Source organism: Pseudomonas sp. SG-MS2, from assembly GCF_009933855.1.
Lineage (GTDB): Bacteria > Pseudomonadota > Gammaproteobacteria > Pseudomonadales > Pseudomonadaceae > Aquipseudomonas > Aquipseudomonas putida_E.
Genome location: NZ_MOMO01000004.1, coordinates 1 through 15,934 on the forward strand (window position 1 = coordinate 1; position 15,934 = coordinate 15,934).

Annotated in this window: 12 protein-coding genes; 6 read left to right on the forward strand and 6 right to left on the reverse strand. The window is 63.1% G+C overall.

The window, feature by feature from the left end; translation table 11 throughout:
• Window positions 1-199 precede the first annotated feature (199 nt).
• The 5 genes from BLX42_RS00240 to BLX42_RS00260 all read left to right on the forward strand — a co-directional run bounded on the left by BLX42_RS00240 (window position 200) and on the right by BLX42_RS00260 (window position 5,365).
• Window positions 200-1,222, forward strand: coding sequence for a LacI family DNA-binding transcriptional regulator (locus BLX42_RS00240; protein WP_125923099.1), 1,023 nt, complete (start codon window positions 200-202; stop codon window positions 1,220-1,222).
• Between the two features lie 73 nt (window positions 1,223-1,295).
• Window positions 1,296-2,075, forward strand: coding sequence for a sugar phosphate isomerase/epimerase (locus tag BLX42_RS00245; RefSeq protein WP_161870896.1), 780 nt, complete (start codon window positions 1,296-1,298; stop codon window positions 2,073-2,075).
• Window positions 2,068-3,018 carry a sugar kinase gene (locus BLX42_RS00250; protein WP_161870897.1) on the forward strand — a complete coding sequence of 317 codons (951 nt, stop codon included), beginning with the start codon at window positions 2,068-2,070 and terminating at the stop codon, window positions 3,016-3,018. The genes BLX42_RS00245 and BLX42_RS00250 overlap by 8 nt, the downstream gene beginning before the upstream one ends.
• Window positions 3,019-3,079: 61 nt before the next feature.
• The gene (locus BLX42_RS00255) at window positions 3,080-4,372 is read left to right on the forward strand and encodes an MFS transporter (protein ID WP_115275558.1); all 1,293 of its coding nucleotides are present in this window, start codon (window positions 3,080-3,082) and stop codon (window positions 4,370-4,372) included.
• Window positions 4,373-4,381: 9 nt separating this feature from the next.
• The gene (locus tag BLX42_RS00260; protein WP_161870898.1) at window positions 4,382-5,365 is read left to right on the forward strand and encodes a D-glycerate dehydrogenase; all 984 of its coding nucleotides are present in this window, start codon (window positions 4,382-4,384) and stop codon (window positions 5,363-5,365) included.
• 60 nt (window positions 5,366-5,425) lie between these two features.
• Here the strand turns inward: BLX42_RS00260 and BLX42_RS00265 are convergent, their stop codons facing one another.
• The 6 genes from BLX42_RS00265 to BLX42_RS00285 form a co-directional block, all read right to left on the reverse strand.
• On the reverse strand, window positions 5,426-6,613 hold the full coding sequence (locus tag BLX42_RS00265) for an MFS transporter (protein WP_177010669.1): 1,188 nt from the start codon (window positions 6,611-6,613) through the stop codon (window positions 5,426-5,428).
• A gap of 88 nt (window positions 6,614-6,701) precedes the next feature.
• On the reverse strand, window positions 6,702-8,075 hold the full coding sequence (locus tag BLX42_RS00270; protein WP_115274942.1) for an APC family permease: 1,374 nt from the start codon (window positions 8,073-8,075) through the stop codon (window positions 6,702-6,704).
• Window positions 8,076-8,253: 178 nt separating this feature from the next.
• The gene (locus BLX42_RS00275) at window positions 8,254-10,788 is read right to left on the reverse strand and encodes an HWE histidine kinase domain-containing protein (protein ID WP_161870899.1); all 2,535 of its coding nucleotides are present in this window, start codon (window positions 10,786-10,788) and stop codon (window positions 8,254-8,256) included.
• A 229-nt stretch (window positions 10,789-11,017) separates the two neighbouring features.
• Window positions 11,018-11,218: a hypothetical protein gene (locus tag BLX42_RS26500; protein ID WP_125923106.1), complete on the reverse strand. Its 201-nt coding sequence runs from the start codon at window positions 11,216-11,218 to the stop codon at window positions 11,018-11,020.
• 195 nt (window positions 11,219-11,413) lie between these two features.
• Window positions 11,414-12,421, reverse strand: a complete 1,008-nt coding sequence (locus BLX42_RS00280; protein WP_161870900.1) for a zinc-binding alcohol dehydrogenase family protein — start codon at window positions 12,419-12,421, stop codon at window positions 11,414-11,416.
• Window positions 12,422-12,558: 137 nt separating this feature from the next.
• Window positions 12,559-13,479, reverse strand: a complete 921-nt coding sequence (locus tag BLX42_RS00285; RefSeq protein ID WP_161870901.1) for a bestrophin family protein — start codon at window positions 13,477-13,479, stop codon at window positions 12,559-12,561.
• A 217-nt stretch (window positions 13,480-13,696) separates the two neighbouring features.
• Between BLX42_RS00285 and BLX42_RS00290 the strand changes: the two genes are divergently transcribed.
• Window positions 13,697-15,718 carry a PAS domain-containing sensor histidine kinase gene (locus BLX42_RS00290; protein ID WP_256671893.1) on the forward strand — a complete coding sequence of 674 codons (2,022 nt, stop codon included), beginning with the start codon at window positions 13,697-13,699 and terminating at the stop codon, window positions 15,716-15,718.
• The last annotated feature ends 216 nt before the right edge of the window (window positions 15,719-15,934 follow it).

Here is a 15,934-nt window from a genome sequence, read left to right on the forward strand (position 1 = left end):
TGCGGTGTAGGGCACCGGCTTTGCCGGTGATCGCCGGCAAGCCGGCTCCTACAGGGTTGGCGTCGGCTGAAGAAATTGAGTGGGCAGTGAGCCAGGAAAGGTAGAATCCCGACGAACGGTAGGTGACGAAACCGCGCGGTTTTGATGTATTGAAACCGGTTTCAGTCACCGTCACCGACAATAATCACAAGGGACCGAAATGACCGACTTGCCTGCCCATTCCCGCGAACGCGTGACCATCAGTGAGGTCGCACGCGTTGCCGGCGTCTCCAAGGCCACCGTGTCGCGCTACATTGGCGGCGATCGCCAGTTGCTGGCCGAAGCTACCGCCAAGCGCCTTGAAGAAGTCATCGAGCGCCTGGGCTACCGGCCCAACCAGATGGCCCGCGGCCTCAAGCGTGGCCAGACGCGGCTGATCGGCATGCTGGTAGCAGACATCCTCAACCCCTATTCAGTCGCGGTGATGCACGGTGTCGAAACCGCGTGCCGTCAGCACGGCTACAGCCTGGTGGTGTGCAACACCAACCGCGACGACGAGCAGGAGCGCCATCACCTGGCGGCCCTGCAGTCTTACAACGTCGAGGGCCTGATCGTGAATACCCTTGGCCATCACCCCGGCGAACTGCTCAACCTGCAGCGCGACATGCCCATGGTCCTGGTAGACCGGCAACTGCCGGAGCTGAACGTGGACCTGGTAGGGCTGGATAACGCCCAGGCCATCGAGCAGGCCCTGGACCACCTGCAGGCGCGTGGCTACCGCGACATCCTGGCGGTCACCGAACCACTGGACGGCACCAGCTCCCGGCTCGAACGCACGCAGGCGTTCACCGCCTCGATCAGCCGTCGCGCTGGCATGCGTCAGCAACTGGTGGAGATCGACAGCAACCTGCACGCCCGGCTTGATGCCTTCCTCGGCAGTAATGGGCACGGGCCCCAGGCTATTTTCACCTTCAACGGCGTGGCCACCCTGACGGTGACCCGTGTATTGCACGACGCGGGTTGCAACCTGTTCCAGGACGTCGGCCTGATTGCGCTGGACGAACTGGACTGGTACCCGCTGGTCGGTAGCGGCATTACCGCGCTCGCCCAACCCACCGAACGCATCGGTGTGGCCGCCTTCGACTGCCTGCACGACCGCCTGCGCGGCGAGAGCGGGGCGCCACGGCGCCTGGACTTCAAGGCAGAGTTGATCGTCCGAGGTTCCACTCAACTACGCGAATGAAGAAAAGGCCGGCAACGACGCCGGCCATTGCTGCAGCCAAAAAAATGAAACCGGTTTCATAAGGACAAGAACAATGCACGAGAACCCCGTTTCCATCAGCCTCTCCAGCTACGGTGCCAGCTTGGTCCGGGAGCGTGGGCAGGAGAGCTTCCTTGAACTGCTCGCCGCTGCCGGCGTGACATGTGTCGAACTGCGCGAAGAGTTGTTCGACGAGGCCCCGGACGCCGCCGCGCTGTCGGCGGCAATCAACGCGCTGCAGTTGCAGTGCCTGTATTCCTCGCCACTGGAGCTGTGGACCCCTGAAGGGCAGCTGGACGCGCGCTTGCCTGCCAAGCTGGCGCTGGCCCGCGCACTCGGCGCCGTGGTGCTGAAGGTGTCGTTGGGGCATTACGCTTGCGCATGCGACCTGGCGGCCTTGCAAGCGCAACTGCGCCCTGGTGACCCGCTGTTGCTGGTGGAGAACGACCAGACCACGCAGGGCGGGCGCATCGCGCCGCTGCTGCAGTTCTTTGAGCGCTGCGAGGCCCAGCGGCTGGCGCTGGGCATGACCTTCGATATCGGTAACTGGCAATGGCAGGGTGAATCCGCCGCGCAGGCAGCGCGGTTGCTCGGCCGCTGGGTGCGTTACGTGCATTGCAAGGCAGTGCAGCGCGAGGCCAGCGGGCGCCTGGCGGCCGTTGTGCCGCAGGCCCGGGACCTGATGGCCTGGGAGGCAATGTTCGCCGAGTTCACCCCCGGGCTGATGCGCGCCGTGGAGTACCCGCTGGCCGGCGCTGACTTACTGGCTTTGACCCGCGCCCAGGTCAACAACCTGGCCCGCATCGGCATGAGCGAGGAGGTGAGCCATGCCTGAGCATGACGTGCTGTGTTTTGGCGAAACCATGGCCATGTTCGTTGCCGAGCAGGCCGGTGACCTGGCGGCTGTGGGGGCGTTTACCAAGCGTATTGCTGGCGCCGACAGCAATGTGGCCATCGGCCTGGCCCGGCTGGGTTTTCGGGTGCGCTGGCTGAGCCGGGTGGGCAACGACTCGCTGGGCCGCTTCGTGCTCGACGCCCTGCAGCAGGAGGGCCTGGACTGCAGCCACGTGGAGGTCGATGACCACCACCCGACAGGCTTCCAGCTCAAGGGCCGTTGCGACGATGGCAGCGACCCTGTGGTGGAGTATTTTCGCCGCAACTCCGCGGCCAGCCACCTATCGCTGGCGCAGTTCAGCCCGGCGTTGCTGCAGGCCCGCCACCTGCACGCCACCGGTATTCCGCTGGCGCTGTCGGCCGGCTGCAGGGTGCTGGCCCATGAACTGGTCGAGCGCATGCGCAATGAGGGGCGCAGCATTTCCTTCGACCCCAACCTGCGCCCGTCGCTGTGGCCTGACCGCGCCAGCATGGTCCGTGAAGTCAACGCGCTGGCGATAAAGGCGCACTGGCTGCTGCCAGGGCTCGAGGAAGGGCGGTTGTTGACCGGCCTGCAAACCCCGGCGGACATCGCCGCGTTCTACCTCGACCGTGGTGTCGAGCACGTAGTCATCAAGTTGGGCGGTGAGGGTGCCTACTACCGCAATGCCCAGTGCCAAGGGCAGGTCGCCCCTGTGCCGGTGGCCAGGGTGGTGGACACCGTCGGGGCCGGCGACGCCTTTGCCGTTGGCGTGGTCAGCGGCCTGCTTGAAGGCCGCACGCTTGCCGAGGCGGTAGCTCGCGGCAACTGGTGCGGCAGCCGCGCCGTGCAATCGCGCGGCGACATGGAAGGCTTGCCACTGCGCCGGGAGCTGGAAGCGTACGCATTACCCAAAAGTGCCTGAAACTTTGATCGCCGGTACGCCGGCCGGTTGCTACAAAAACAACAAGCTCAGGAGCCGCATCATGCAATCGACAAGCCTCGCCCCACGCCGTTGGTGGTACATCATCCCGATCGTCTTCGTCACTTACAGCCTGGCCTACCTCGACCGTGCCAACTACGGCTTCGCCGCCGCCTCGGGCATGGCCGATGACCTGAAGATCACCCCGGCGCTGTCGTCCCTGCTGGGGGCGCTGTTTTTCCTCGGGTACTTCTTCTTCCAGGTGCCTGGCGCCATCTACGCGCAAAAACGCAGCGTCAAAAAGCTGATTTTCGTCAGCCTGATCCTCTGGGGCAGCCTGGCGACCCTGACCGGCATGGTCAGCAATGTCTACCTGCTGATCGGCATCCGCTTCCTGCTCGGGGTGGTCGAGGCGGCGGTGATGCCGGCGATGCTGGTGTACCTGTGCCACTGGTTCACCCGCGCCGAACGCTCGCGCGCCAATACTTTCCTGATGCTGGGCAACCCGGTGACCATCCTGTGGATGTCGGTGGTCTCGGGGTACCTGATCAAGCATTTCGACTGGCGCTGGATGTTCATCATCGAGGGCCTGCCTGCAGTGCTCTGGGCGTTCATCTGGTGGCGCCTGGTGGACGACCGGCCAGCCCAGGTGGGCTGGCTGAGCGAGCAGGAAAAAGCGGCGCTCGAACAGGCCCTGGCCGCTGAACAGCAAGGTATCAAACCGGTGAAGAACTACCGCGAGGCGTTTCGCTCGCCGCAGGTCATCGTGCTGTCACTGCAGTACTTCTGCTGGAGCATCGGGGTGTACGGCTTCGTGCTGTGGCTGCCCTCGATCCTCAAGCAGGCGGCGAACGTCGACATCGTCGAGGCCGGTTGGCTGGCCTCGGTGCCCTACCTGGCGGCGGTCGTGGCAATGGTCGGGGTGTCGTGGGCCTCTGACAAACTGCAGAAGCGCAAGCGTTTCGTCTGGCCACCCTTGCTGATCGCCGCGCTGGCCTTCTATGGCTCCTACGCCTTGGGCACCGAGCATTTCTGGGCGTCCTATGCGCTGCTGGTGCTTGCCGGGGCTTGCATGTACGCCCCCTATGGCCCGTTCTTCGCCATCGTGCCGGAGATCCTGCCCAGCAACGTGGCCGGTGGGGCCATGGCCCTGATCAACAGCATGGGCGCGCTGGGTTCGTTCGGTGGCTCGTGGCTGGTCGGCTATCTCAATGGCGCCACCGGTGGCCCTGGCGCTTCTTACCTGTTCATGTGCGGTGCGCTGCTGACGGCAGTGGCGCTCACGGCTGCGCTGAAAACATCACATACTTCCGGCCAGGCCAAGCCCCGCAGCCAGCGCCTGGCAATGAGCCAATAGGAAACGGCTATGAAAAAGCGAATCGTCCTTTACAAGCGCCTGCCCGAGGCCCTGCTGGCGCGCCTGCAACAGCAGGTCGAGGTGACCTGGGTGGATACCTCCGGCAGTGATGGCCTGGCCCGGCTGCGCGATGCCTTGCCCGGTGCCCATGGCCTGCTGGGCGCCAGTTTGCGGCTGGACAGCAGCCTGCTGGACCTGGCGCCACAGCTTGAAGTGGTGGCCAGTGTGTCGGTTGGCGTCGACAACTACGACATTGCCGAGCTGACCCGCCGTGGCGTGATGCTGACCAACACCCCTGATGTATTGACCGAGACCACCGCCGACACCGGCTTTGCCTTGATCCTGGCCACTGCCCGGCGGGTGGTGGAGCTGGCCGGCTGGGTACGTGACGGCCACTGGCAGGCCAACCTTGGGCCGGCGCATTTTGGCAGTGATGTGCATGGCAAGACCTTGGGCATCGTCGGCATGGGGCGCATTGGTGAGGCCTTGGCCCGCCGTGGTGCGGCCGGGTTCGGCATGCGCGTGCTGTACCACAGTTCGCGAGCCAAGCCAGAGGTGGAGGCCCGCTATGGTGCCCGGTATCGCACCCTGGACGAGCTGCTGAGCGAGGCGGATTTTGTCTGTTTGACGGTGCCCTTGAGTGCCAGCACCGAAGGCCTGATCGGCGCACGGGAGCTTTCGCTGATGAAGCCCGAGGCGATACTGGTGAACATTGCCCGCGGGCGTGTGGTGGATGAACAGGCACTGCTTGCGGCGTTGCAGGCCAAGCGCATCCGCGGCGCCGGGCTGGATGTGTTCGTACAGGAACCACTGCCGGCCCATTCGCCGCTGTTGCAACTGGACAACGTGGTGGCCACGCCGCACATCGGCTCGGCGACCCACGAAACCCGTGAGGCCATGGCGCGCTGTGCGGTAGAGAATCTGTTGAGCGCGTTGGCGGGCGAGCGGCCGGCGAACCTGGTGAACGAGGTGGTTATGGGGGGTAACGCCTGATTTTTTCAGCGTCGGTGAAAACGAGCGCCGCCCGTGCGGCGCTCGATAGGCGGTAGGCTCCTACTGGCCGCCCTTCATCCGCCGTGCCACCGCATATATCCCTAGCCCGACCAGCGCCGCAGCGGCGCCGATATAGCCGGTGCTGGTCCAGCCCAGCCCGGCACTGATGGCCATGCCGCCAAACCAAGGCCCCAGGGCATTGGCCAGGTTGAAGGCTGCATGGTTGGAAGCCGCTGCCAGGCTCGGCGCTTCGTGGGCAATGTCCATCAGGCGGATCTGCAAGGGGGCGGCCAGGGCGATCATGGTGCCGACCAGGCCGATGCCCAGCAGCAGTGTCCACAGCGAATGGGCAGCGATGGTGAAGAACAACAGCACGGCGGTCGACCACACCAGCACGATGCCCACGGCGCGGAACTGCAGCCGGTCGAACAGCTTGCCGCCGGCAATGTTGCCGATGATGCCGCCAATACCGAAGGCGGCCAGGCCGAAGGGGATCCACTGGGGAGCGACCTGAGTCACCTCCAGCATGGTCGGCGCGAGGTAGCTGAACACACAGAACATGCCGGCAAAACCGATCGAGGCGATGGCCAGCGCCATCCACACCTGCGGCAGGGTGAACGCTTGCAGCTCCTTGCGTGGGTCGCTGCGTGCTTCATCGCGCCGCTGCGGCACGTACTGCCAGACCAGCGCGATGGTGCACAGGGCGATCAGGCCCACCAGCAAAAACGCCGAGCGCCAGCCGAAGTACTGCCCCAGCAAGGTCGCCACAGGGTTGCCCAGCAACATGGCCAGCGTGAGGCCCATCATTACCCGGGCCACGGCACCGGCGCGCTGGTTGCTCGGCACCATGCTCGAGGCAACCACCGCGGCGATGCCGAAGTACGCCCCATGGGGCAAGCCGCTGATAAAGCGGAAGGCCACCAGGCCTGCGAACGACGGGGCGAAGGCGGTAGCCAGGTTGCCGACGGCATACAGCGCCATCAACAAGAGCAGCATGTGCTTGCGCAGCAGCTTGGCGCCGAGAATGGCCAGCGCCGGTGCACCCACCACCACGCCCAGCGCGTAGGCGCTGATCGCATGGCCTACCTGCGGTTCGCTCAGTTGCAGGTTGCCGGCGATGTCCGGCATCAGCCCCATGATCGCGAATTCGCCGGTGCCAATGGCAAAACTGCCCAAGGCCATGGCGGCTTCCATCTTGCCGATTTCGCCTTTGGAGAGGGCGAGCGGCGGTATTTCCTGAACTGACATTAGAGTCCCTATTGAAACATGCTGAAACGTTCAAGTCGGGATCATAGTCAATTCGCGCCCTGAGCGTCGAGGATGACGGCTTGCCGGATCAGTCCGTCATCTGCAGGTCGGGCAGCTTCACCCGGAAGGCGCGGGTCAGCCCTAGCAGGCAGACGAAGCCTGCGGCCATCCAGCACAGGCCGATGGTGAACGACATGCTCGACAGGCTGCTCCACAGCCACAGTGTGCTCAAAAAGCCCAGCGCCGGCAGCGCGCCATATAGCAGGCAGTTGCGTGTGCCACGCAGCTTCTGGTCGACCAGGTAATGCTTGACCACCGCCAGGTTGACTGCAGAGAAGGCGAACAGCGCGCCGAAGCTGATCATGTTGGCGACGGTGTCCAGGGTGATGAACAGGGCGACCAGCGACAAGGTGCTGACCAGCATGATTGCCGTGGCCGGCACGCGCTTTTTCGTCACCAGGCGGCCAAAGGCCCGCGGCAATGCACCGTCGCGGCCCATGGCGAACAGCACGCGGGACACGCTGGCCTGGGACACCATGGCCGAGGCGAAGCAGCCGGCCACGTAGGTGGCGGTAAAGCCGGTCACCAGCAGTTCGCCACCGACATGGCGCATCACATCCACCGAGGCGGAGTCCGGGTCAGCGAAAGATGTCCAATCGGGGAAGACCATCTGGGCGCAGTACGACACCAGCAGAAACAGCAGGCCACCGATCACCGACACTGCCATGATGGCCTGCGGGATACGCCGGGTCGGGTCGCTGGTTTCCTCGGCCATGGTCGACACTGCGTCGAAACCCAGAAACGACAGGCACAGCACCGCAGCGCCGGCCATGACCAGGGCAACGCTGAAGCCCTCATGGTGGAACGGTGCCAGCAATGACACCGGCGCGCTCTGGTCGCTGAGGTTGCGCACCGACAGCGCGACGAAGACGACGATGAACACCAGTTGCGCTACCACCAGTATCCAGTTGACCCGTGTGATGGACTCGATGCCGATCAGGTTTAGGAAGGTGACCAGGGCGATCGAGCCGAGCACCCACACCCACGCAGGTACCGCAGGGAAGTACTCGGACATGTAGATGCCGATCAGCAGGTAGCTGAGCAAGGGCAGGAAGATGTAGTCGAGCAGCAGGGTCCAGCCGGCGATGAAACCGAAGTGGCTGCCGAAGGCTTTGCGGGTGTAGGTGTAGACCGAGCCGGAGTAGGGGTGCGCCTGGACCATGCGGCCGTAACTGTAGGCGGTGAGCAACATGGCGGCGAGGGTCAGCAGGTAGGCGGTGGGCAGGTGCCCTTTGGTCATCTGGGTGACCAGCCCGTAGGTGGTGAACACGGCCAGGGGGACCATGTAGGCGAGGCCGAACAGCACCAGCGCGGTCATGCCCATGGATTTTCTGAAGCGGCCTGAAGCGGTGGGGTGCGACGCAGGGTGGGGCGGATGGGCTGTATTTGTTGTTGTATGCATTGCTGACTCCTGGTTCTGGATGCAGGACGCCGCAATATGCGAGCAGGCTCGATACTGTTGATGGCGTTGGATCAGGGGCAGAGCTTGAGGTGGGACGTGGGAATGCTCCCACACTCGCGGCGCACCCGAAATCACCCTTTGGGGGGAGCCTGTACGGTACCCACACGCAGGTGACGCGCTAGGCCAGCAGGCTTTCCAGGTTGTGCAGGATCGAGGCTGCGTCGTAGGGCTTGCGCACCACCGGCACATGCTTCAAATGGTCGGGGATGTTCATGCTGTCGCCATAGCCGGTGGCGAACAGGAAGGGGATGCCCAGGCTTGTGAGCGCTTCGGCCACAACAATGGAGGTGCCGGTGCCCAGGTTGATGTCCAGCACTGCGACATCCGGCGTGTGGCTGGCAAGCAGCTTCAGGGCTTCGGCTTCGGAGCTTGCGGTGAGCACATCCTGCACCTGCGCATCGGCCAGAATCTGCTCAAGGCCAACCGCAATCACCAACTGGTCTTCGAGTATGAGCACACGCGCATTGACCAGGCTGCTGCAGTCTACCTGTGGCTGCGGTGCAACCGCCGGGGTATCGCTGGCGAGCTCTTCGTCCAGCGTCAGGTGCTTTGCCGGAATCCGGAAGAACCCTTGCAGGCCCTCTGGCCGGTATTCAAGGGTGCTGCTGCCACCGAGGTCGAACGGGATGCTTCGTTCGATCAGAACCGAGCCGAAGCCACTGCGCGTCGGTGCCCGTACGGTTGGCCCGCCGCTCTCGCGCCACGTGATGTCACAGGCCCCGCCCGTGTCGACAACCCAGTTGACGGTCAACTTGCCGCCCGCCCTGGACAGGGCCCCGTACTTTGCCGCATTGGTCGCCAGCTCGTGAAGCACCAGAGCCATCACCGAATAGGCGCGGGCATCGAGCAGCAGCCCCGGGCCCTTGATCACCAGTGCATCGGCGCTGGTGCGGTACGGCGACAGCTCAGCCTCCAGCAAGCTGGCAAAACGGCCGCCACCGTCACCCCGGACCACCTGATCATGTGCCAGGGACAACGCCTGGATACGCCCCTTGAGCGTCGCCACATAACCACTGAGCGTCTGGTTTTCCGAGGTGGGGTGGGCCACCAGCGCACCGATGAGCGCAAGAATGTTCTTCACCCGGTGGTTGAGCTCCTCGTTGAGCATCCGCTGGCGAACATCCGCCCTGGAACGCTCATCGGCCAGCAGCTCACTGTTATGCAGCGCGACCTCGACCACCGCCGCACGGATGGCTTCGCCAAACTGGCGGTCTTGCTCGGACCAGGGCAGGCAGTGGTGGTGGACTGTCTGCTTCCACACGGCGAAGCTCTTGCGGGGGGTGAGGCGGTCACCCAGGGGGCCGTTCTCGTAGGTCTTGTTGGGGTCGCCGGCCCAATCCAGGGTTTCGATCACCTCCTTGCGAAACAGCATGAGGTAGTCCCGTGGGTGCTGCGACATCGGGATGATCAGTACCCCCGAGACCTCCGTGGCATAGTCCTGGGCTGCAGGGTGCGCCAGCGACAGGCAGTTCGACGCCCAAGTGCGGCCTTCGGCGACACCCTCGGCGAAGCTGAGCAGCCCGGGCACCGCCTGCCTTGGCGGCGTCAGCCCGGCCACGGTCCATTGCCCTTGCAACGACATGCCAATGCCATCGCAGGGGATGAGGGCCTGGAAGTCGCTCAGGCGAGCGCGCAGCAGTTCATCGATGGCCGTTGTGCGGTGAGCATCGTGCAGCAGGTTGTCCAGCACCTGCCGGGCGTGGGCAGCGGCCTCCAGGGTTTGCCTGGCCTGCAGTGTCTGGATATGCAGGGAAAAGAACTCGCCGAACATTTCTGCGGCCACCCGTTGGCCCATGCTCAGCGTGCGTGGTGCGTAATGGTGGCAGGCGATCAGCCCCCAAAGGGCACCGTCGACGATCACTGAAATGGACATGGATGCGCCCACGCCCATGTTGTTCAGGTATTCGCAGTGAATCGGCGAAACGCTGCGCAGGTGCGCGTAGGACAGGTCGAGCGGCTCGCCAGACAAATCCAGCACCGGCTCGAGCGGCACGGTCTTGAAGTTGGCGTCGGCAATCACCCTTACAGGGTTGCGCAAATACAGCGCACGGGCCTGCTGGGGAATATCCGATGCCGGAAAGTACTGCCCCAGAAAGCTTTCAAGCCCGCTACGCCGGGCTTCGGCTACAACCTTGCCCGCGCCGTCGGCGCCGAGCTGATAGATCATCACGCGGTCGTAACCCAGCAGTGCACGAACACGCTTGGCGGTATCGGCCACAAGCCTGTCGGAGCGGTCGATCTCGCGCAACTGGGCGATGACCGTGCGCACCAGTTCGATCGGTTCGGCGATGCTCTGGCTGGCGGGCTCGAACTCGAGGATGACAGTGCCCTTGAACAGGTGGGCAGACACATCGAACGCCTGGCCTGAAGCCAGCGGCACGCCGAACGACAGCGCTGGCCTGGAGGCTTCCTTCACACGTGCCAGGGAGTTGCGAACCGTGTGGGCTGCCTCGATACCGATGATCGCCTCCAGTCGTTGACCATTGACGCCGCCTGCCACGCCGAGCATGTGGGGCGTATTTGCAGAGTGGCGCAGGACCAGGCTGGCTGAGGCGTCGCAAGCGAGCAGGCAGCCGTGTGGCTGAATGCTGCCCGGTATCTGGATCGGTTCGCGATCACAATTGGTCAAGTTGACGTGAGGTTGCAAGGTCATGGGTTCCCGCCGGCAGTGCAAAGGCCGGCTGCCTGTGTGACCGCCGAGCATGTTCAAGCAAACGCAGTGGCTACAGCCGTATTCATGGGCGAGTCTAGCCTGCGCCTATGGCTTAGTCACCTTGGCGTCGCAGAGGTTTCGCGGGCTTTTGCCCAAATTGCCATCATCGGGCCCCGGTGTGTTGGCGTGGATGTGCAGGCTTGAGCCAAGCACGCCGGGGCGGGCCTACCTATGCCAGAAAGTCCGGTTCGTTGGGCGCATCATTGTGTGCATCCTGGCGGATGTCGAGGTAAACGGCAGCTCCACATACGCCGACCAGGCCTACCGTGGCGATCACGATGTCACCCAGCAACATGCCAGCGAGCAGGGTCAACAAACTCAGCCTACAGAACAGCGCCATGGCCATCTCCTTGGCAGTTGGGTTGCGCAATGCCCCGTACCTTACCGCCCAGGGCTCAGGGATGCAGCCTGGCCTGGCTGCCGTGGCGCTCCTTGCGCCTGCTTTGGCAGAATGAGCGCCTTCGGGGCAGAGCAGTGATGCTCCCATGTGATCCGGTATCCGGGTGGCCAACACGCCGATGCACATCATCACCGGGATGCTGCAGTTTTGCCATGAACCTTTGGTTCAGAAACCTTCCAGCACGACCTTGCCGCGGGCCTTACCGCTTTCGAGCAGGGCATGGGCGCGCCTGAGGTTGTCAGCGTTTATTGCACCGAAGTGCTCGCCTACGGTGGTTTTGAGCACACCCTCGTCGATCAGGGCCGATACGCGCTCGAGCAACTGATGCTGCTTGATCATGTCTTCGGTGGTGTAAAGCGAACGCGTGAACATCAGCTCCCAGTGCAGGGACAGTGACTTGCGTTTGAGCGGCACGACGTCAAGCTGTACGGGGTCATCGATCAGCGCAAGCTTGCCTTGCGGCCGCAGCACTTCCACCAATTGCGCCAGGTAAGTGTCGGTGTGCGTCAGGCTGATCACGTAATCCACTGGCTCCAGCTTGAGTGCCGCCAGCTGTTGTGGAATCGAAACCGAGTGATCGATGACGTGGTGGGCGCCCACTTCGCTGACCCATTGCTGGGTTTGCGGGCGGGAGGCCGTGCCGATCACGGTCAGTTGGGTGAGCTGCCTGGCCAGTTGCACCAGGATCGAGCCGACGCCGCCAGCGGCGCCAATGATCAGCAGGCTTTGCCCCTTGCCACCGTGCTGCTCGACGCCCAACCGGTCGAACAGCAACTCCCAGGCGGTGATGGACGTCAGCGGCAAGGCTGCAGCGCTGGCATTGTCCAGGCTGCGGGGTTTGCGCCCGACGATGCGCTCATCCACCAGATGATACTCGCTGTAGCTGCCAGGGCGGTCGATGGCACCGGCATAGAACACCTCGTCACCTGGCTGGAACAGTGTCACGGCGTTGCCCACCTCGCGCACGATACCTACCGCATCCCAGCCCAGCACCTGGGGTTGGTCGGCGCTGCGTGACGCGCGCACTTTGGTATCGACCGGGTTTACCGCAATGGCCTTGATTTCGACCAACAGATCACGGGCACCCGGAGTTGGGTTGGGCAGGTCTGCCTCATACAGCGACTGCGGGTCTTCAATCGGCAAACCGGGTTGGGTGAAAACAATGGCCTTCATTGCCATTACCTCGATAGTGGAAGGAGTGCTGGTCAGGCTATCTGCATTGTGTTGAGTCAAAAACAGGGGGAATTGGATAAGACTTTCACTTTTGCAGTGAAAGTCAGGCGGGCCCCGCATGTTTCGCTCGGCGCGTATCAAAGCCTCTGCAGTGCCGGCGTTGGTTCACCGCAGAGTGACAGCACCCCCCGTTCTGGCGAGTTGAACATCGACTTGAGGTTGCTTTCGATATTGCGGCAAAAGTCTTCGGTGCGGATGCGGTGCTGGCTGTTGCCGAAAGGCGCCTGAAGGTCCGTGCCGATGCGCTCCATGGCCAGCAGCATGCAGCCCACGACCGTCGACACAACCGGTGTGAACCAGCCCAGGGAGGGGACGAGGCTTAGCGGCATGATGATGCAGAACAGCGTGCCAAACAGCCTTGGGAAATACACATAAGGGTAGGGCAGCGGTGTATTGGCGATACGCTCCATGCCACCTTGCCAGTTCGAAAGGTCCACCAGCGTCGACTCGATGCGCGCCAGCCTGATGCTGTCCAGCCGGCCTTCGTTGAATTCGCGCGTGATCAGTTCTGCCGAGCCGCTGAGAATGTCGTTGGGCATATTGCTGGTTCCCGCCAGGCGGGCCCGTTCACTTTCAGTGAGCAAAGCGGCCAGCGCTTCAGGGTTCCTGTCGCCGCCAAGGTGCAGGCGCAGGGCATGCAGGTAGGCCACATGCCGCCGCATGAGTTGGGCTTTGACCGGGTTAAGGCCATGGGTATCGTCGATGAGGGTAAGCACCTGCCGGCCCAGGCTGCGGGAGCTGTTGACCATCGAACCCCACAGTGTCCTGGCCTCCCACCAGCGATTGTACGCACTGGAGTTGCGAAAGCTGATGAGCACCACCAGCGCGGAGCACAAGAGCGTCAGGGGCATCAGGGGAAGCTCGAGCTCGTAGCCTGTGACCAGCATGGCGTCCAGGGTGACGACCACGTCCCATAGCAATAACCAGAACAGTGACCAACCGACGTATGTGATCGTTTTGGCCAGGCATTTCCATTTCCTATCCAGTGCATGGGTCATGGCAGAACTCCGTGTAAGCCCAAAAAGGCGGGCGAAAGCGCCTTTGCTGGAGACAGGTTAAGGTGCCAGACTTAATCGCAGCTTAATCTTGAACCTGAGCATGGTGGCGCCTTCCGGCGCCTGACGCAGATATGCGACCATGGCCCACATTGCCATCAAGAGACAGGGTATGGATCGCGAGAGTCCTGGTATTTCCTGCCGTACTGGCGCACCTGCAATGCAGGGCCAGGAACATGCGTTTCCAACCAATGCTGCAGAGCGTTTGCAGCTGGCGCTCGATGCAGGCGCGATCATCGGCACCTGGGTATGGGACATCCCCAGTGACCAGGTCACAGCGGACGAACGCTTCTCACGAACCTTCGGGCTGGCGGCAGACCGGTGCATCGTGGGCATACCGATCAAGGAAGCCTTTGCCTCGATTCACCCGCACGACCGTGAGCGTGTCTGGGCCGACATCCAGCAAGCGGTGGGCCGCGGTGGTGCATTCAGGTGCGAATACCGGGTTCGCCACGATGATGGCGGTTATCGATGGGTCGAGGCCAACGGCCGTGCACAGCTCGACCCGCAAGGCGTGGCTGTGCGGTTCCCTGGCATACTCATGGACATCGAGTCACGCCGCTCGGCAGAAGCTGAACGCGACAGGATGTCGGCCTTGCTGCGGACATTCGCGGCAGCGGTGCCAGGGGTTGTCTATGCAAAGGACCTGGCAGGCCGCATGCTGGTGGCCAACGATGGTGCCACGCGATTGATCGGCAAGCCGCCGGGGTTCTATCTGGGCAAGACCGATCTTGAGTTCCTGGAAGACAAACCACAGGCGCGCCAGGTGATGGAGACCGATCAGCGCATCATGCGCGGCGCTTTAGCCGAGCAGATCGAGGAGCGGGTCGACATGCCGGATGGCTCGGCCACGTACTGGCTTTCCATCAAGGCCCCCCTGTTCAATGATGCTGGTGAGGTCATCGGACTGATCGGGTCGTCGATCGATGTAACTGCCCGGAAAAACGCAGAAGCCAAGCTGCTCGAGCTGAACCGCACGCTGGAAGCACGGGTCAACGAAGCTGTTGCCGAGCGTGAAGCGGCCCAGGCGGCGCTTCGTCAATCGCAGAAGATGGAAGCAGTCGGGCAACTTACCGGCGGCATCGCTCACGACTTCAACAACCTGCTGGCGGGTATCACCGGCAGCCTGGACCTGATCAAGCTGCGCCTGAAGCAGGGGCATGTCGCGGACGTGGAGCGCTACTTGTCGGTGGCTCAGGGGGCTGCCCAACGGGCTGCCTCACTGACACACCGCCTGCTGGCATTCTCCCGTCGCCAGACCTTGCTGCCTGAGCATACCAACGTGAATACCTTGATCAGCGACATGGAAGAGCTGATTCGTCGAACGGTCGGCCCCTCGATCAAGCTGCAGGTGCAGCTCGATGCGCAGGCCAGCACCTGCCTGGTCGACCCGACGCAAGTCGAAAATGCGCTGCTCAATTTATGTATCAACGCCCGTGACGCGGGTGGCGGTGAGATATCCGTCAGTACGTTCAACCAGGTGCTCGAGCCGGGCCCGGGCCTGGATCCGGAACTGCCCCCCGGAACGTATCTGACAGTTTGCGTTGCCGACAATGGCATCGGCATGAATGCCGAGACACTCAGCCGCGCATTCGAGCCCTTTTTCACGACCAAGCCGGTTGGTGCAGGCACCGGGCTGGGCTTGTCGATGATCTACGGGTTCGCCAAACAGTCAGGTGGGCAGGTGAAGATAGAATCGCAGGAGGGCGCAGGCACCCGCGTCTACCTGCAGTTGCCAAGCCAGGCCGCCCGAGCCGACCGGGATGTGCCTGTGCAAACACCGGTCAAGGTACCGCCTGCGCTATCCGGTGCGACGGTATTGGTGGTCGACGATGAGCACTCGGTACGGATGTTTGTCAGCGAAACCCTGGGCAGCTGTGGTTACGTCGTGATCGAAGCCGCTGACAGCTTGGCGGGCCTGCAACTGCTGCGCTCGGATATCCGCATCGATCTGCTGGTGACGGACATCGGCCTGCCAGGCGGCATCGACGGCCGGCAAATGGCGCAGACGGCGCGCCTTTGCAGGCCTGGTTTGCCGGTGTTGTTCATGACCGGCTATGCGCAACCGCATGTGCTGAGCGACACGCCGATGGAGGCGAATACGGCGGTGCTCACAAAACCCTTCGCCCTCGACGCGCTGACACTGAACGTGAATGTTTTGCTGAAACAGACAGGCCGGTAGTTCTGCACTCGGGCAAGCAAGGCTGAGTTATTTCCCCGTGCCAACTTTTATTGCCCGGGTTGTGCGCTAGGCTGATCACGCAGAAGTAGGCGAACAGGATGTCACAAGAGTTCAAGGGGTAACACCAGTCTGCCAAGCGATTTGGCGCCGCTCTGCGGCCCATCGCTGGCAAGCCAGCTTCTACAGGTATAACGCAGACCTCAAGTACTGCGCGCT